This is a genomic window from Kutzneria viridogrisea DSM 43870 (assembly GCF_000525635.1).
Classification (GTDB): domain Bacteria; phylum Actinomycetota; class Actinomycetes; order Mycobacteriales; family Pseudonocardiaceae; genus Kutzneria; species Kutzneria viridogrisea.
Map to the genome: position 1 here is coordinate 4,320,300 of NZ_CP007155.1, position 16,832 is coordinate 4,337,131.

Genomic DNA, 16,832 nt, shown 5'->3' on the forward strand with positions numbered 1-16,832 from the left:
ATGGCAGATGTCGTTGTGCGGCAAGCGCGTTCGGCAGGCGTGGTCGCGCGGGGCCGGGTCCGGTCGTTGGCGGCCAGCGTGTTCGGCAACGCGCTGGAGTGGTACGACTGGAACGTCTACGCGGTGTTCGCCGCATACCTGGCCTCAGCCCTGTTCAACCAGGCCGACCACGTCTCGGCGCTGCTGAGCACCTTCGCGGTGTTCGCGGTCGGCTTTGTCACCCGGCCGCTGGGCGGGGTCGTGTTCGGCGTGCTGGCTGATCGGATCGGCCGCCGTGCGGTGCTGGTGGTCACGATGCTCACCACGGCGGGCAGTAGCCTGGTCGTCGGGCTCGTCCCTGACTACGGGCACCTCGGCACCTGGTCCTCGGTGATCCTGTTGCTGGCGCGGCTCGCTCAGGGCATGGGGCACGGCGGTGAGTCCTCGGCCGCCTACGCCTACGTGGCCGAGATCGCTCCGCGTGAACGCCGTGGCCTGTGGTCGAGTTCGGTGTTCCTGAGCGTCTCCGCGGGCACCCTGTTGGCCACCGGGCTCGGCGCGCTGTTGACCGCGGTGCTGCCACCGGAGCAGCTCGCCACCTGGGGCTGGCGCGTGCCGTTCCTGCTCGGCGGGCTGCTGGGCCTGTTCGCGCTGCACCTGCGCCGCACCGCCGTGGAGAGCGAGGTCTTCGAGTCATCGTCCGTAGTGGACAGTCCACAGTGGTCGCGAGCTCGGCTGCTCGGCTCCGGGGTGCGCATCGTGGTGATCAGCGCGGGCATTGGGGTCATGTACTACTCGTGGATCGTGTTCGGTGTCGGCAATGCGGTCAGCAGGCACGGCATGCCCGGTGGCACGGCGTTCCTCGCCGCCTTCCTCGCCCAGTTGCTCGTGCTGTTCGCCCTCCCGCTGTGGGGCCGCCTGTCCGACCGGATCGGCCGCCGACCGGTGGTGCTGGTGTTCGCCGTGGGCTCCGCGGTGCTCGCCTTCCCCATCACCGGGATCGTCACCGACGCGGGCTGGACGCTGTTCGCCGCCGAGTTCCTCGCCTCGGTGCTGTGGGCCGCGGTGGCCTCGGTCTACCCGGCGGTGGTCTCCGAGCTGTTGCCGACCCGGTCCCGCAGCAAGGGCATCGGCATCGCCAGTTCGCTGTCCAATGCGGTGTTCGGCGGCACCGCTCCCTACCTGGGTGAACTGCTCGAGGCCCAGCACCTGTCCTGGGTGTTCACCTGCTACATCATCGTGCTGTGTCTGCTCGGTGCCCTGGCCGTGCTCACCATGCCGGAGACCCGGGGCGCCGACCTGTCCGCCCTGGACTGAGCTCAGCCGGGCACCTCGACCAGTTCGGGCTCGCGCTCCCGCACCCGCAGGTACCGACGGCACACCAGCAGTGCGGGCACACCGAGCACGCTGATCCCGGCGGTGTACCAGGCGAAGGCGAGGTTGCTGCCGGTCCACCCGTGCAGCCAGGTGGCGACCAGCGGGGCGGTGGACCCGAACAGGACGGTGCACACGTTGTAGCTCAGGCCCGTGGCCGCCCCGCGCACCTCCGGCCGGAAGATGCTGATCATCAGCGCCGCGCTCGGGCCGGAGCCGACCACCACGCCGAAGGAGAAGACGGTCTCGGCGAGCAGGGTCCACCAGAACTGGCCGGAGTCCAGCAGCAGGAAGGTCGGCACGGCCGTGACGGCGAGGCAGCCCATGCCCAGCGCCATCGGGAACACCGGACCCCAGCGCCTGCCGAGTCGGCCGCCGATCAGCACCAGGGGGATGGACAGCACGTAGGTCAGGGTGCTCACCAGGAACGCGCCGGACTGGCCGAGACCGGCCTCGACGAGTGCGGTGATCACGAAGGTGGACAGGGCGAACTGGGCCACCCGCTGCTGGGCGGACACCCCGATGTAGGCCAGTATCGGCCGCCACTGCGTGCGCAGCGCACCGAGCAGCGGCAGCCGCGGCTCGTCCTGCCGTTCGGCCTTGATCCGCCGGAACTCCGGGGTCTCGTCGAGCCGCTTGCGGATGTACTGCCCGACCAGTGCCATGGGCGCGGTGAGCAGGAACAGGATCCGCCAGCCCCAGGTGCCGAAGGCAGGGCCCATGCCCGCGGACAGCGCCGCGGCCAGGCCGGTGCCGAGGGTGAGGCTGATGTAGTAGGTCAGCGAGATGTACGAGCCCAGCACCGGCCACCGCGCACGCGGCGAACTCTCCAGCAGGAAGGTCGTGCCCAGTGTCCACTCGCCGCTGGCCCCCACACCCTGCAACACGCGCAGCAGCACGATCAGTACCGGCGCGGCGATGCCGATCTGCTCGTAGCCGGGCACGAGACCGATCGCGAAGGTGGCGAACCCGGTCAGCAGGATGATCCCGGCGAGCACACCCCGGCGCCCGGCGCTGTCGGCCAGCCGCCCGAGCGCCACACCCGCGATCGGGCGCACGGCGTAGGCGAGTGCGAAGGACAGGTAGGCCCCCAGCAGGCTCACGGTGGGATCCCCGGCGGGGAAGAAGTGCTGGGCCAGCACCACGCTCAGGAAGCCGTAGATGCTGAAGTCGTACCATTCGACCACGGTGCCCGCGAGGGTGCCGAGCAGCACCGCCCGCTGAGCCGGATCGGGCGCCTCTGCGCCGCTCTGTCTGGGCACGGGTTCAGATCCGGGCGAAGGGGGCCCACTGCTTGATGGCGAACTTGCCGCCGTCGCGCACGATCTCGGCCCCACCCTGACCGCCCAGGTGCGCGGGCAGGACGAGCGCGTTGTTGTCCGCGGCCCAGCCGAGCACCTTGTGCCGGGTGGCCCTGGCCTCCGCCTGGTCCTCGCAGAAGCAGCTGTTGGTGTCCGGTTCCACGAACTGCAACGGGTTGTGCATCATGTCGCCGACGAACACCGCCCGGTCCGTGCCCGACTCCAGGGTCACCACCGAGGAGCCCGGGGTGTGGCCGGGGGCCAGGTCCAGCCGCAGGTTCTTGTCGATGCGGTGGCTGAGGTCCCACAGCCGCACCTGACCGGCGCGGTGCACGGGCGTGACGCTGTCCTCGAACACGTTCTGGTTGCCACCGTCGTAGTGCTCGCCCTCGGGGTTCCAGCGGTGGAACTCGCGTTCGGGGATCAGGTAGGTGGCGTTGGGGAAGGTCGGCACCCAGTCCGTACCGTCCAGCCGGGTGTTCCAGCCGACGTGGTCGGCGTGCAGGTGCGTGTTGATCACGATGTCCACGTCTTCCGGCCGGGCGCCCGCCGTGGCGAGGTCCTCCAGGAAGCTCGTGCGCAGGCCGGTCCACAGCGGGGAGTCCGGCCGCTCCTTGTGGTTGCCCACCCCGGTGTCGACCAGGATGGTGCTGCCCTCGCTGCGCAGCAGCCAGGTCTGCACGGCGGTCATGCAGTGGTTGGCGTCGGTGTCCCAGAAGTCCGGCGCCAGCCAGGACTTGTGGTCCAGCCACGCCCCGTCGGGTGCCTCCGGGAAGAACGCCTGGGGGGCCAGGTGCACCGAGCCGTAGTACTCGCCCACCCTGGTGACGCTCACGTCGCCCAGCACGATCTGCCGCACCATGATCCCCCCTGTTTGTTGTTGCCGCACAAACCTCGCCGCCCACTCTGCCGATCTTGCGGTGTCCCAGCCAGCCCCGGGTTTTCCTATCCCTGCTGGGGTGTGGCTGCGGGCAGTCCGCAGCGCGCATACTCGACGGATGGGTGGACCCGGTCAGCTCGGTGAGTTCCTGCAGGCACGAAGAGCCCAGTTGCGCCCCGAGGACGTGGGGCTCTGCCCGGCGGGCGCCAGACGCCGGGTACCCGGGCTGCGCCGTGAGGAACTGGCCCAGCTGGCCGGGATCAGCGCCTCGTACTACACCAGGCTGGAGCAGGGGCAGTCGCTCAACGCCTCGCCCGCGGTGCTGGACGCCATCGCCACCGCCCTGCTGCTGGACCAGGACGAGCGCGAGCACCTGCGGCGGCTGGCCGCGGCGGTCTCGCGCACGGTGGCGGCCAGCCGCCCGAGGCCGGAGCGGGTCAGCCCGGCCACACTGGACCTGTTGCGGCTCATGGGTGACGTGCCCGCAGTGGTGCAGGGCCGCCGCACCGACGTGCTGGCCTGGAACCCGTTGGGCCACGCGCTGCTCGCCGGGCACGTGGACCCGACCAGTCCCGAGCGCCCCTCGGATCGCCCGAACGCGGCGAGGATGATCTTCCTCGACGCGCACAGCCGCGAGCTGTACGCCGACTGGCCGCGCAAGGCCCGCGCCCTGGTGGGCAACCTGCGCCTGGCCGTGGGCAAGCACCCGGAGGACGGGCTGCTCGCGGCGTTGATCGGCGAGCTGACCGTGCGCAGCCCCGAGTTCGTCACGATGTGGGCCGACCACCGCATCCGGCCCTGCGACGCCGCCGACTACGAGCTGCGCCACCCGCTGGTGGGCCGGATCACCGTCACCCAGCAGGCGCTGGCCATCGCCCGGTCCCCGGAGCAGACCCTGATCGCGCACACCACCGAGGCCGGTTCGCCCTCGCAGAACGCGATCCAGCTCCTCGCCCAGGCGGGCACCTGGTGCACGGCCACCGAGGTGCACCCGGTGCGCGGGTGAACGCGGGAGGGCCGCCCGGCCGAGGGGTGGCCGGGCGGCCGGTACGCGGACCCGCCTCAGGAGGCGGGCAGGTCCGCAGGCTCCTCCTGGGCGGTCTCGGCGACCTGCCCCTGGTCGCGGCCGCGCAGCCGACCCAGCACGAAGATCGTCACCATCGCGACCAGCGAGGTGCCGACCAGCAGCAGCATCGCCGCCCGGTCCCCGGCGGCGAACAGCGAGTCCACCAGGTCGCCCGCGGCGGGTTGGCCCAGGCCCGCGTGCTGCTGGAGCAGGTCCGCCGCCGAGCCGGGCTTGGCCACGACCTCGGCGGTCCACGGCCCCGCGGTCGCGCCCTGTGTCGCCAGGCCACCGCGCAGGGCGCTCTCGCCGAACCCGCGGAACAGGGTCATGCCCAGGGCCAGGCCGACCGCCCCGCCGAAGTTGTGGAAGGTCCAGGTGGCACCCACGGCGAGCCCGGACAGCCGCTGGGGCACCGCGGACAGGGCGGCCACCGCGGCGGGCCCGAGCACGAACGCCCAGCCGATGCCCATCAGCACGAAGGCGGCGGCCACGTACCCGATCCCGCTGTGCGCGTCGAACTGGGACTGCAGGACGGCGGACAGGGTGAACGCGGCGAACCCGGTGGTCAGCACGATGATCGGACCGACCTTGTCGACCAGCCTGCCCACCAGCGGGGAGAGCACCGCCACGGTGGCGGTGGTCGGCAGCATCATCAGGCCGATGGTCAGCTCGTCGTAGTGGCGCACCGTGCTCAGGTACAGCGGCATCAGGAACAGCGCGGTGGTGTAGAAGAACGCGAGCGAGAACTCGGCGGTCACCGCGCTGAGGAACAGCTTGTTGGCCAGCAGCTTGAACGGGATGAGCGGGAACCGCTGCCTGCGGTCGACGATCACGAACACCACGAGGGCGAGCACGCCGACGGCCAGCGTGCCGAGCACCTGCCAGGAGCCCCAGCCGAAGGTGTCGTTGAAGGTGAAGGCGAAGATCACACCGGAGAGTCCGAGCGCGAGCAGCACCAGCCCCGGCCAGTCCAGTTCCACGTCGGTGTCGGCCTTGGACTCGGTCAGGCTGACCGAGCAGATCGCCAGGGCGATGACCACCAGCGGCACGTTGACCAGGAACACCCAGTGCCAGTTCAGTGCGCCCACGATCAGCCCGCCCAGCATCGGGCCGATGGCCAGGCCGATGCCGTTGACCGCGAACAGGGTGCCGATCGCCTTGCCGCGCTGGGACTCGGGGAAGGCGTTGGACACGATGGTGCTGGAGCTGGTGTAGAGCACCGCGCAGGAGGCGCCCTGCAGGAACCGGAACACCACCAGCAGCGGGATGTTGGGCGCGAGCCCCGCGCCGAGCGAGGCGAGCCCGAACAGGGCGGTGCCCGCGTAGAGCACCTTGCGCCTGCCCAGGATGTCGGAGAGCCGGCCCGCGGTCACCATGAACATCGACAGCGCGACCACGAAGATGTTGACGATGAGCTGCATCTGCGTCACGGTCGTCCGCAGGTCGCGGCCGATGTCCGGAGCGGCCGTGTTGACGATCGTCAGGTCGATGCAGCCGAGAAAGCTGACGATGCTGACCCCGGTCAGCACCCACCATTTCCTGCTGGCTTCGTTGATCACGCCGGTGTACTCCCACTGCTTGTCATCGGAATTCGGCTGCACGCACAGTCGCTCGGGAGATATTGGAGCGGGTCGTTCCGATTTCGGGAAAGAGGGGAGTTCGGTCAACTTGGTCAGGAGCTGGTCAACTTGGTAAGTGTGAATAACGGCGCGGACCGCTGGTCAATCCGCACTCGCGCCGGGAGTACGGTAACGAATTCCTGGACTTCGGTACCGAACGCGGTGTTCGGCAGGTGTGGGGGAGCTGATCGCGGACATGGCTGAGGCCACGGGACTGGCCGACTTCCTGGCCAGGCTCAACTGGTCGCCGGAGAAGCTGGCGCGGGAGATCAACCGGCTGCGCGGTGACGGCACCGTCAGCCCCAAGGCGCCCTACCACTGGCTGCGCGGCTCCTACCCGCGCAAGGGCATCCCGGAGACCGTGGTGGCGGTGCTGTCCGAGCACCTGCACGAGAACGTGGACATCGGGTCCGTCTGGCCGGGGTCCCCGCGCACCCCGACCTCGCCCGGCGCGGTGGGCCAGCGCAGGCTGACCCCGCTGGTGAGCGACTCCTGCGCCTCCGCCCGGTTGGTGCAGAGCGTGTCGCAGACCAACGCCGACGAGTCCACCCTCGCCCAAGTGCGCGGCAAGCTCCACGGCATCGCGCTGTCCTACCTGCACGTGCCGCCCTCGGCACTGATCTACCGGGCGGCGATGGGCCGTGACCGCGTCGCCCGCCTGTTGCAGGGTCACCAGCGGCCCGCCGAGCGCCGTGAACTGCTGGTGCTCGGCGCCAAGTTCTGCACCCTGCTCGCGTGGATGTCCGACGACCTCGGGGACGGCAACGCCGCCTACAACCAGGCCTCGGCGGCCTGGGACCTGGCCGACCTGGCCGAGGACAACGAGGCCCGCCGCTGGGCCCGCATCGCGCAGGCCCGCCTGGCGCACGGCGCGCGCCACCACCTGGAGGCGGCCCGCCTGGCGACCCAGGGGCTGGCCTGCCCGGCCGAGGACGGCCTGGACACCGTGCTGACCCTGGTGGCGGCCCGCGCGTGGGCGGAGGCGGGGCTGGCCGAGGAGGCACGTCGTGCGCTGGCCAAGGCCGAGGCCCTGCGGGAGCGCAACGAGGGCGGCCGACGGGGTGTGCCGCACCTGGACCGGGACGGGGAGGCGCAGCTGGCCGGCCGGACCCTGCTGGCGCTGGGCGACCTGGACGGGGCGCTGACCGAGCTGACCGACGCGCTGGACTGGTGCCACCGCCTGCCCACGAGCGGGCGGTCCTACGCGGTGGAGGCGCTGATCCGCATCGACCTGATGCGGGCGCTGCTGCGGGGCGGCGAGCTGTGCCGCGGGCTCTGCGTGCTGGGCCCGGTGCTGGACCTGGCCCCGGAGCAGCTGATCAACGAGGTCCGGCTCGGGCTGCGCGCGGCCAGGGACGAACTGCTCAGCGGCGAGCACCGCACGGACAACGCCCGCCGAGTGGCCGACACCCTGCGGGCGCGGTTGTCGGCGGCATCGGTGACGCCCGATCTGACCCCCTGAATTCAGGCTGGTTCACCGAATCTGACCAGCTTCACCTGTCGCTGACCAAGCTGACCGGAACGGCTCCGCCGTGCACGGCCCTGATTGCGTAACGTCCTCGTCCGGGAGAATTTCCGAACGCGCTTCGGAATGGGCTCCCGCTTCCCGTGTGGTGTCGATTCCCCTTCCCGGAAACCGCGGAGGACAGCGATGACCGAAGACCTGCCCGAGGTCCGTGCCCTGGGCGCGGAGCTGAGCAACTGGGGGCGGTGGGGCGCGCAGGACGAGCGCGGCACCACCAACCTGATCACCCCGGAGCTGATCGTCGCCGCGGCCGGGCTGATCCGCACCGGGCAGGTGTTCGACCTGGGCATCCCGCTGGACGCCGAGGGCCCCCAGCCGGGCGGCGGACGGCAGAACCCGGTCCGGCTGATGTCGGAGAACGGCCAGGAGCAGGACCTGCCCGGCGGTCTGACCTGGGCCGACGACTACGTGTTCATGCCGTTGCAGGCGGGCAGCCAGTACGACTCGCTGGCACACGTGCACTACGACGGGCAGCTGTACAACGGCCACCCCGGGCACGAGGTGACCAGCAAGGGCGCGGCCCGGTGCGGGATCGAGACCCAGGCCAAGGGCATCGTCGGCCGAGGGGTGTTGCTCGACCTCGCCCGGCTGCGCGGGGTGCACTGGATGGACGGCGGCGAGGTCATCACGCCCGAGGACCTGGAGGCGGCCGAGCGGGCCCACGGGGTCACCGTCGGCGAGGGCGACATCCTGCTGATCCGCACCGGCTGGTGGCCCAAGTTCCTGCACGACCGCGACCCGGTGGCGTTCACCGGCAACGAACCCGGACTCGGCCTGCGCTGCCTGCCCTGGCTGCGCGAGCGGGACGTGGCCGTGGTCGGCGCGGACAACTTCGCGGTGGAGGTCGTGCCCGGCGAGCGCCCTGACAGCATGTTCGAGCTGCACATGGTGCTCATCAGGGACATGGGCGTGACCCTGGCCGAGATCCTGGACCTGGAGGAGCTGGCCAGGTCCTGCGCGGCCGACGGCCGCTACGAGTTCTTCTACGCGGGTTCGCCGCTGAAGTTCACCAGGGCCGTGGGCTCCCCGATCAACCCGCTGGCCATCAAGTAGTCCCCTCGGTCGCACCGGAGGTCAGTCCCGATGAAGGTTTTCACCGACCCGATCGAGTTCCGAGCGCACAACGAGAAGCTGCGGGAGAGCGGTCGCAGCATCGGCATGTTCGGCACGCTCGGCGCCGTGCACCGCGGCCACCTGAGCCTGGTGGACCGCGCACGGGCGGAGAACGACGTGGTCGTCAGCAGCATCTTCGTCAACCCGTTGATGTTCAACGAGTCCGCGGAGGCCGACCGGTATCCCTCCGACGACGAGGGAGACCTGGCGAAGCTGGAGGCCGCCGGGGTGGACGCCGTGGTGGTGCCCCCGCGCGAGGCGGTCTACCCGCCGGGCCACGTCACCCGGATCACCCTGCCCGAACTGGAGGGCCGCTACGAGGCGGCCAGGCTGCCCAACATGCTGACCGGCATCTCCACGATCTGCACCAAGCTGCTGCACATCTGCGTTCCGCACCGCTGGTACTTCGGGGAGAAGGACGCACAGCAGGTGGCGGTGATGAAGCGGCTCGCGCGGGACCTGTGGTGGTCCTGCGAGGTGGTGCCCTGCCCCTCGGTGCGGGAAGCCGACGGCCTGCCGGTCAGCTCGCGCAACGCGCTGATGGACGAAGCCGAACGTGCGGCCGCCCTGTGCGTGGTGGACGCGGTTCGCCTGGCGAAGCTGCGCTACGACGCGGGCGAGCGCGACGTGCGCGCACTGACCGCGGTCGCCCGTGCCCGCATCGCCGAGCAGCCCGGGGCCAGGCTGGACTACGCCACGGTGGTCGACAAGGACTCCTTCGACGACCGGGAGACGGCGGACTCCGGCTCGCTCGTCGTGGTGGCCGCGGACCTCGGGCGGGTGCGGGTGCTGGACAACCACCCGCTGGGCCGTGAACTGCCACCGGAACTGGTCGCTCGTGGCTGAGCACGCCACGGCCGAGCGGGTGTTCACCGGTGCGGACGGTACCGCGCTGGCCGCGACGGTCCGCTCCGGGCAGGGGCCGCCGATCGTGCTGGTACACGGGGCGATCGCCGACGCGACCGGGTGGCGGTCCGTTGTGGAGGCGATCGTCCTGCCCAACCCGGTGATCGTGGTCAACCGGCGGGGCCGCCCGCCGAGCGGTCCACTCGGGACGGACTACACGCTGCGCACGGAGGTCGAGGACCTGCACGCCGTGCTCGACGCCCTCGGTGAGCCGTGTGTCCTGTTCGGACACAGCTATGGCGGCCTCATCGCGCTGGAGGTGGCCAGGTCGCGCACTGACCTGCGCGCGCTGGTCCTCTACGAACCCAGCGTGGGACCGTTCGGGGCGGACCGGTTCGCGGACCTGGTGTCTGCCTCGCGGCGCGGTGATCTGGTCGAGGTACTGCGCACGGTGACCCTGGACATCTCGGGCCTGTCCCAGACCGAGGTGGCCCCGATGCTGGCTGCCGAGCAGTGGCCCTCGGTGAGACCGCTGGTGGCGGCGGTGGTCGAGGAGATCGCCGCCATCAACGGCCACGAAGCGGTTCTCACCGACTGGGCCGGGATCTCCGTGCCGAGCACGCTGGTGGTGGGCGCGCTCAACGAGGGCAGCCCGCCCTTCGGCACGGACTTCGCCATCCTCGCCGGGGTGATGCCCGCCGCACGCGTGGTCCGGCTGGCGGGGCAGGGCCACCTCGCCCACGTGACGGCGCCGCACCTGCTCGCCTCCGTGATCGCCGAGGCAGTCGATTGAGTGTCCAATGTGGACTTCGGGTGCGGAGCCGCGCCCGGGAGGAAGAAGAGGAGGACACGTGGAAGCACAGGACCTCTACGAACCACCCGCGGTGGTGGAGATCGGCGACTACGCCGAGCTGACGATGGGCGGGGTCGGCACCGTCTTCGACACCTGGGGCCTCACGCCCATCCCGTAACCGGGACAGGACCTGTGTGTCCGGGACGGATTTGTCCCGGGCACACAGGTGGTTTCCGCGCACACGAGAGGGGAGCAGCAGTGCAGTCGCCGCGGGATTCCTGGTTCGCCGCGCTGCCCGACTGCGAGCGGGCGCGACCCGCCGCGCTGGTCCTCAGGCCTTCGGCCCGGTGCGTGCTGAACCACCCGTCGGGGCGCCCCTGGCTGCTGGGTTCCTGGTCCCCGCAAGAGATCCTGCACGCACGGACGCGGACCGCGGCCGTCGCCCTCCTCGGGTTCGCCGGGATCACCGGCGAGGAGTTGGCCAGGAAGCTCGCCCGCTGCGGCGACCCGAGCGCGTTCGACGCGGTGCCGGGCAGCTTCCACCTGATCGCCGCACTGGACGGGCGGTTGCGGGTACGGGGAACCGCCTCCGGGGTGCGCCGGGTCTGGCACGCGTGCGTCGCGGGCGTGACAGTGGCCGCTGACCGCGGCGAGGTGCTGGCCCGCGCGATCGGCGCCGGCATCGACGAACGAGTGCTCGCCGCCAGGCTCGTGGCGCCCGCGTTGCCGCACGGGCTGTCCGACCTGTCGCCCTGGCGGGGTGTGCACTCGGTTCCCGCTGACAGGTACCTGCTCGCCGAGCGGGATGGCCGCGGCAGCACCGTGCGCTGGTGGTCTGCCCCGGACCCGGTTCTCCCGTTGGGCGAAGGCGCCCGTGAGGTCCGTGACGCGCTCACCGCAGCCGTGTCGGTCCGCACCCGGCCCGGCGGCACCGTCAGCGCCGATCTCTCCGGTGGTATGGACTCCACCTCGCTGTGCGCCATCGCCGCACACGGCGCCGCGCGGGTGGTGTCGGTGGTGGAGGAACCTCGTGACCCCGAGCACGAGGACATCCTGTGGGCCGCTCGCGCCGCACGCCAGGTGGACACCGAGCACCGGGTGCTCGCCGCGGGCAGCCGCCCGATGATGTTCGCCGGGCTCGCGCCCGGCGCGGGGGAGTGGACCGATCCGGAGTTGCCGTTCCCCTGGATCCGGGGTCGGCAGAAGCTGGCTCACCTCGGCGAGGTGGTTGCCGGTTCCGGTGCCCGCGTCCACCTCGCGGGGCACGGCGGCGACGAGCTGTTCAGCCTGCCCGTCGCGCACCTGCACGGCCTGGTCGGTGACCGCCCGCTGGCCAGTCTGCGCAGGCTCCGCGGTTACCGGGCCATGGGGCGCTGGCCGCTGACCTCGGTGCTGGCCGGGTTGCGGGACCGCTCGACCTACCGGCAGTCGCTCCGCGTCGGCGCCGATCTGTTGGGTTCACCGTGGCCACGCGGCCAGCGACCCGACTTCGGGTGGTCGATCGAGGGGCGCATGCCGCCGTGGGCCACTCGCGTGGCCGTGCAGGCGGCGCGGGCCCTGTACGGGGAGGTCGCCGGGGAGGTCGAGGAGTTGGCCGCCGATCGCGCGCAGCACCGGGCCCTGCACGAGGCGCGGCTCGCGAGTGCGGCGGTTCGTCAGGCGGACCGGCTGATGCGGCGACACGGTGTACCGCTGGAGGTGCCGCTGCTGGACGACAGCGTCGTGGCGGCAGCGCTCGCCGTGCGCATCGAGGACCGAGGCGCGCCACACCAGTTCAAGCCGGTGCTGGCCGAGGCGATGCGCGGGATCGTGCCCGGGTTCATCCTCGACCGCAGGAGCAAGGGCGAGTTCAGCGCCGAGGTGTACGCGGGCTTCCGCGCCCACCGCGCGGGCCTTGCCGAGTTGTTCGCCGACTCGGTGCTGGCCCGACGTGGCCTGATCGATGACCGGCTCGTCCGCGAGTTGCTCGTCTCCGTGCACCACGCGCCGTCCTCGTTCATCCAGCTCGACCCCACGCTGGCTTGCGAGAGCTGGCTGCGCACCCTGGAGGAGCCGTGACCTGGACCTTGCGCGCCCACGTGGCCATGACCGAGACCGAGGACGGGGCGGTGCTGCTCGACGAGCACCTCGGCAAGTACTTCCAGCTCAACCGCTCCGCCACGCTCGTGCTGCGCCACCTGCTCGACGGCGGCACCGCCACCTCGGCGGCCAACTGCCTGAGCCAGTGGCACCCTGATGCCGCTGCCCGTGCGCAGGGCGACGTCACCCGCATCGTCGACACGCTCGTCAAGGCCGGTCTGGTGCACGCATGACGGTCCCGATGTCCTTGTCGCAGCAGAGGAAGCTGCCGCCCACTCGTCGTGTCCTTCCGTGGCTCGCGGTGCTCGCCGCCCGCGCCCTGGCCCGTACTTCTCCGCGGCGCATACGGGCCGTGCTGGGCTTCGTCCGCCGCCGCGCCGCGCCCGCCACCGCTGCGCAGGCCCTTGCCGCTCGCGAGGATGTCGTCGCGGTCAGCCTGCTGTGCGCTGGCCAGTTCTGCCTCCAGCGGTCACTGGCCACGGCCTTGCTGTGCCGCCTGCGTGGTGTGTGGCCGACGTGGTGCTCCGGCGTGCGCACCGCACCGTTCGGCGCGCACGCCTGGGTGGAGGTCGACGGCCAGCCGGTCGGTGAGCCGCACGGCTGTGCGGCCTACCGGCGGATCATCACTGTGCGCTGACCACCTGGGGCTTCTCGCGCAGCAGCAGGGCCGCGGTGATGAGCACCAGGACCGCCGCTGAACCGTGCACCGCCAGTGCGTAGCCCACGGTGCCGCCGTGCGTCATCACGGCCAGGCAGTCGCCGAGCGGGATGATCGCGTCGGCCAGCACGACCCAGCCCAGCAGGCGGCGCTGGCCGTGCAGCAGCAGGATCAGCGCGACCAGCCCGTAGGCGAGGTCGCGCACGCCCTTGACCACGAAGTAGCCGGTGGCCTCGCCCTGGGGCCACGGGGTGATGCCGAAGCCCGCGGCCGCCTGCGGGTTGAGCAGGAAGTCTAGGCCGAAGCCGAAGCCCGCCAGGACGACCAGCGCGGCGAGGACCGTGGTGACCCGCTTGAGAGACATGGTGTTCTTCCCCCGCTCGAAGGATCTAGCAGTGCTAGCTGCGCGAGCAACACTAAGCTAGCCGTGCCCGCATGTCTAGCAGTGCTAGCATCGGGGGCGTGGCCATCCAGCAGCGCCGGGAGCGCGAACGCGCCGAACGTCACCAGCTGATCGTCGACGCGGCCAGGCAACTCGCCGAGACCGAGGGCTGGGAGGCCGTCACCACCCGCCGCCTCGCCGAGCGCGTCGAATACAGCCAACCCGTGCTGTACAGCCACTTCAAGGGCAAGGACGCCATCGTGCGGGCCGTCGCGATCGAGAGCTTCGGCGTGCTCGCCGAGCAGTTGCGCGCCGCCCGCACCGCACACGCCGAACCCGCCGCGGCGCTGCGCGCACTGGCCGTCGCCTACCTGGACTTCGCCAGCGCCCGGCCCGCGTTGTACGAGGTCATGTTCGTGCGGCCGACCGACCTCGCCTTCGGCACCAGCGAGGCGCCCGCCCCACTACGAGCCGCCTTCGGGGAGATCCTCACCGCGGTCCAACCCCTCGCGGGCGGGCACGACCTGGAAACCCTCACCGAAGTGGTCTGGAGCGCCCTGCACGGCCTCGCCACCCTCACCAGCGGGCAACGCCTGCGCCCTGCCCAGCACCAGGCACGACTGGACCTGCTGCTGGGCAGGCTCACGGGGTGAGGGGCTCCCGCCGAACAGCCTCCAGCAGCAACTGGGACACGTCGCGCACCACGGTGTTCTTGGCCAGATCCTCGCTCTGCCGCTGCACCAGCCCGTCGGTGAGCATGACGCGGCAGAACGGGCAGGCGGTGGCGATGGTCCCGGCGCCGGTCGCGAGCGCCTCGTCCACGCGTTCGAGGTTGATGCGCTTGCCGATGCGCTCCTCCATCCACATGCGCGCGCCGCCCGCGCCGCAGCACAGGGACCGGTCGGCGTGCCGGGGCATCTCCTGGAGGGTGGCGCCGGTCGCGCCCGCGAGCTCCCTGGGCGGGGCGTACACCTTGTTGTGCCGGCCCAGGTAGCACGGGTCGTGGAAGGTGATCGGCTGCGAGGACTCGTCGGCGGGCCGGATCGGGGTCAGCTTGCCCGCGCGCACTAGCCGGTTCAGCAGTTGCGTGTGGTGCACGACCTCGTAGTTGCCGTCCAGCTGCGGGTACTCGCGGCCGAGCGTGTTCATGCAGTGCGGGCAGGTCGTCACGATCTTGCGGCGGGCCGGTTCGCGGTCGCCGAACGTGCCGTTGAGCAGGTCCACGGTCTCACCGGCCAGCAGCTGGAAGAGGAACTCGTTGCCGGAGCGGCGGGCCGGGTCGCCGGTGCACCGCTCACGCGTGCCCAGCACGGCGTAGTCCACCCCGGCGATGTGCAACAGCTCCGCGGTGGCCCGCACGGTCTTCTTGGCCTCGTCGTCGAACGCCCCCGCGCAGCCGACCCAGAACAGGTACTCCACGTCCTCGCCGAGCTGCCCGTCCACGACCGGCACCTCGAAGTCCAGGTCCCTGGCCCAGTCCAGGCGCTCGGAGTTGTTCTGGCCCCAGGGGTTGCCCTTGTTCTCCAGCCCGCGGAACATCGCGCCCAGCTCAGTGGGGAAGGCGGACTCGATCATGACCTGGTAGCGGCGCATGTCCACGATGTGGTCCACGTGCTCGATGTCCACCGGGCACTGCTCCACGCAGGCCCCGCAGGTGGTGCAGGACCACAGCACGTCCGGGTCGATCACGCCGCCCGCCTCGGCGGTGCCGACCAGCGGGGGCGGCTCCTGCCCGTTCTCGGTGCCGCCCAGCAGGTACGGGGCGCGGCTGAACAGGTGGTCCCGCAGGTCCATGACGACCAGCTTGGGGGACAGGGGTTTGCCGGTGTTCCAGGCCGGGCACTGGCTCTGGCAGCGACCGCACTCGGTGCAGGTGGCGAAGTCGAGCATGCCCTTCCAGGTGAAGTCCTCCACCTTGCCCCGGCCGAACAGGTCGTCCTCGCCGGGATCGCTGAAGTCCACCGGCTTGCCGCCGGACTCCACGGGCAGCAGCGGGCCCAGCGCGTCCGGCAGCCGCTTGGTGCTCACGTTGAGCGGGGCCAGGAAGATGTGCAGGTGCTTGGAGTGCACGACGAACACCAGGAAGCCCATGATCACGGCGATGTTGGCGAGCAGGAACACCGTCTCGAGCACCCCGTTGACGGCCGTGCCCAGCCCGGCCAGCGGCTGTGCCAGCAGCCAGGAGGCGAACGGCCACCCGCTGTCGCCGAACGGGAAGTAGCCGGTGTTGACCTGCGCGGCCCGGTACAGCAGCAGGGTCAGCACCACCGCGCTGATCATGGCCAGGACCAGCCAGGCCGCCCCGGTGTGCGAGCCGTAGAACCGGGAGGCGCGCTGCTTGCGCGCGGCCGAGTCGCGCAGCCGCAGCACCGCGAAGGTGACGATGGCCAGCAGCACGGCCACGGCGAAGAAGTCCTCGGCGAAGCCCAGCCAGGGCTCGCGCCCGATCCACCACACCGCGAAATCCCGTTCGAACAGCGCTCCCCATGCCTCCAGGATCGTGAACAACAGGAACACGAATCCCCAGAACGTGAAGAAGTGCGCTATGCCCGGTATCGACCATTTCAGCAACTTGCGCTGACCGAAGACCTCACGTACCTGTGCGAGCAGGCGGGTTCCGATCCCGTCCATTCGGCCGTTCGCCGGTTGGCCGCTGCTGATCAATCGGATCAACCACACCACGCGTCGACCGGCGACGGCCAGACCGACTGCGGTGATCAGGAGTCCGATGATGAGGCGAACGAGCACGTGTCCTCAGCTCCAGTCGCATCAGAACCAGCCGACGTAATACCTGCATGCCTTGCATGCGTAGCGCATCTTCCGCACCCGCCAGTACCGCTGGTACAGCTCCGGGTTGCGCAGCGGTACCGCCTGCATGCCCAGCAGCAGGTACTGCCGCTGGGAACTGCCGATCTCGTACTGCTCGGTGGCCCAGCCCAGGTGGGCGCGCCGCAGGACCAGCCCGTAGCCCAGGCAGGAATGCTCGTCGCCACAGTTCAGCCGTTCCAGGCAGAATCGGTGCAGAACGGGAACGTTGACCCGATCGGAATGGAGTGCATCCGCCGTCCGGCCCAGGTGGTCACCGATGGAGACGTGCCCCGGGTGCTCGGGTTCGTCGTTCAGGAGCACCGGAATTCCACAGTAGACACACGCAGGACCAAAGCGGTGGCACCGAGCCGCCAACACCGCTGTGATCGAGGACACGTGGGCAGGTTAC

Annotated in this window: 17 protein-coding genes; 11 read left to right on the plus strand and 6 right to left on the minus strand. The window is 70.9% G+C overall.

The genetic code is table 11. From position 1 onward, the window contains the following. Positions 1-1,296 (plus strand): MFS transporter, encoded by a 1,296-nt coding sequence (locus KALB_RS19245; protein WP_035967592.1) that lies wholly within the window; start codon positions 1-3, stop codon positions 1,294-1,296. A 2-nt stretch (positions 1,297-1,298) separates the two neighbouring features. Here the strand turns inward: KALB_RS19245 and KALB_RS19250 are convergent, their stop codons facing one another. Then, positions 1,299-2,615, minus strand: a complete 1,317-nt coding sequence (locus KALB_RS19250; RefSeq protein ID WP_158510769.1) for an MFS transporter — start codon at positions 2,613-2,615, stop codon at positions 1,299-1,301. Positions 2,616-2,619: 4 nt separating this feature from the next. Next, positions 2,620-3,513 carry an MBL fold metallo-hydrolase gene (locus KALB_RS19255; protein ID WP_025357351.1) on the minus strand — a complete coding sequence of 298 codons (894 nt, stop codon included), beginning with the start codon at positions 3,511-3,513 and terminating at the stop codon, positions 2,620-2,622. A 139-nt stretch (positions 3,514-3,652) separates the two neighbouring features. Here KALB_RS19255 and KALB_RS19260 point away from each other — a divergent pair, with 139 nt between their 5' ends. Further along, the gene (locus tag KALB_RS19260; protein WP_025357352.1) at positions 3,653-4,540 is read left to right on the plus strand and encodes a helix-turn-helix domain-containing protein; all 888 of its coding nucleotides are present in this window, start codon (positions 3,653-3,655) and stop codon (positions 4,538-4,540) included. 56 nt (positions 4,541-4,596) lie between these two features. Here KALB_RS19260 and KALB_RS19265 read toward each other — a convergent pair whose 3' ends face one another. Next, the gene (locus KALB_RS19265) at positions 4,597-6,159 is read right to left on the minus strand and encodes an MFS transporter (protein WP_201771938.1); all 1,563 of its coding nucleotides are present in this window, start codon (positions 6,157-6,159) and stop codon (positions 4,597-4,599) included. A 256-nt stretch (positions 6,160-6,415) separates the two neighbouring features. Here KALB_RS19265 and KALB_RS19270 point away from each other — a divergent pair, with 256 nt between their 5' ends. The 8 genes from KALB_RS19270 (at position 6,416) to KALB_RS19300 (ending at position 13,212) form a co-directional block, all read left to right on the plus strand. Further along, complete coding sequence (locus KALB_RS19270) at positions 6,416-7,681, plus strand: NsdA family TPR-like regulatory protein (protein WP_148309532.1); 1,266 nt, start codon at positions 6,416-6,418, stop codon at positions 7,679-7,681. 189 nt (positions 7,682-7,870) lie between these two features. Beyond that, positions 7,871-8,797, plus strand: a complete 927-nt coding sequence (locus tag KALB_RS19275) for a cyclase family protein (protein ID WP_025357355.1) — start codon at positions 7,871-7,873, stop codon at positions 8,795-8,797. Positions 8,798-8,827: 30 nt separating this feature from the next. Next, positions 8,828-9,703: a 4-phosphopantoate--beta-alanine ligase gene (locus tag KALB_RS19280; protein ID WP_025357356.1), complete on the plus strand. Its 876-nt coding sequence runs from the start codon at positions 8,828-8,830 to the stop codon at positions 9,701-9,703. After that, positions 9,696-10,496, plus strand: a complete 801-nt coding sequence (locus KALB_RS19285) for an alpha/beta fold hydrolase (RefSeq protein ID WP_025357357.1) — start codon at positions 9,696-9,698, stop codon at positions 10,494-10,496. The genes KALB_RS19280 and KALB_RS19285 overlap by 8 nt, the downstream gene beginning before the upstream one ends. Before the next feature lie 58 nt (positions 10,497-10,554). Continuing rightward, entirely contained in the window at positions 10,555-10,674 is a 120-nt protein-coding gene (locus KALB_RS47630) for a lasso RiPP family leader peptide-containing protein (RefSeq protein ID WP_158510770.1), read from the plus strand. A gap of 80 nt (positions 10,675-10,754) precedes the next feature. After that, entirely contained in the window at positions 10,755-12,554 is a 1,800-nt protein-coding gene (locus KALB_RS19290) for an asparagine synthase-related protein (RefSeq protein ID WP_025357358.1), read from the plus strand. Further along, positions 12,551-12,808 (plus strand): lasso peptide biosynthesis PqqD family chaperone, encoded by a 258-nt coding sequence (locus tag KALB_RS19295; RefSeq protein ID WP_025357359.1) that lies wholly within the window; start codon positions 12,551-12,553, stop codon positions 12,806-12,808. The genes KALB_RS19290 and KALB_RS19295 overlap by 4 nt, the downstream gene beginning before the upstream one ends. Further along, complete coding sequence (locus KALB_RS19300; RefSeq protein ID WP_025357360.1) at positions 12,805-13,212, plus strand: lasso peptide biosynthesis B2 protein; 408 nt, start codon at positions 12,805-12,807, stop codon at positions 13,210-13,212. Before KALB_RS19295 ends, KALB_RS19300 begins: the two co-directional genes overlap by 4 nt. On the opposite strand, the gene KALB_RS19305 is transcribed toward KALB_RS19300, so the two are convergent. Beyond that, entirely contained in the window at positions 13,199-13,597 is a 399-nt protein-coding gene (locus tag KALB_RS19305; protein WP_025357361.1) for a DUF4267 domain-containing protein, read from the minus strand. The two genes, KALB_RS19300 and KALB_RS19305, sit on opposite strands and share 14 nt — an antisense overlap. A 98-nt stretch (positions 13,598-13,695) precedes the next feature. On the opposite strand from KALB_RS19305, the gene KALB_RS19310 reads away from it, so the two are divergent. Next, a complete protein-coding gene (locus tag KALB_RS19310; protein ID WP_025357362.1) occupies positions 13,696-14,268 on the plus strand; it encodes a TetR/AcrR family transcriptional regulator in 573 nt (190 codons plus the stop codon). Here KALB_RS19310 and KALB_RS19315 read toward each other — a convergent pair. Next, positions 14,258-16,363, minus strand: coding sequence for a (Fe-S)-binding protein (locus KALB_RS19315; protein ID WP_025357363.1), 2,106 nt, complete (start codon positions 16,361-16,363; stop codon positions 14,258-14,260). The two genes, KALB_RS19310 and KALB_RS19315, sit on opposite strands and share 11 nt — an antisense overlap. 21 nt (positions 16,364-16,384) lie before the next feature. After that, positions 16,385-16,744: a hypothetical protein gene (locus tag KALB_RS19320; protein ID WP_051913316.1), complete on the minus strand. Its 360-nt coding sequence runs from the start codon at positions 16,742-16,744 to the stop codon at positions 16,385-16,387. Between the last annotated feature and the right edge of the window lie 88 nt (positions 16,745-16,832).

Coding starts and splice junctions, on each gene's coding strand:
- KALB_RS19260 (WP_025357352.1), top strand. CDS start 3,653: ATGGGTGGACCCGGTCAGCTCGGTGAGTTCCTGCAGGCACGAAGAGCC.
- KALB_RS19280 (WP_025357356.1), top strand. CDS start 8,828: ATGAAGGTTTTCACCGACCCGATCGAGTTCCGAGCGCACAACGAGAAG.
- KALB_RS19245 (WP_035967592.1), top strand. CDS start 1: ATGGCAGATGTCGTTGTGCGGCAAGCGCGTTCGGCAGGCGTGGTCGCG.
- KALB_RS19270 (WP_148309532.1), top strand. CDS start 6,416: ATGGCTGAGGCCACGGGACTGGCCGACTTCCTGGCCAGGCTCAACTGG.
- KALB_RS19300 (WP_025357360.1), top strand. CDS start 12,805: ATGACGGTCCCGATGTCCTTGTCGCAGCAGAGGAAGCTGCCGCCCACT.
- KALB_RS19275 (WP_025357355.1), top strand. CDS start 7,871: ATGACCGAAGACCTGCCCGAGGTCCGTGCCCTGGGCGCGGAGCTGAGC.
- KALB_RS19305 (WP_025357361.1), bottom strand. CDS start 13,597: ATGTCTCTCAAGCGGGTCACCACGGTCCTCGCCGCGCTGGTCGTCCTG.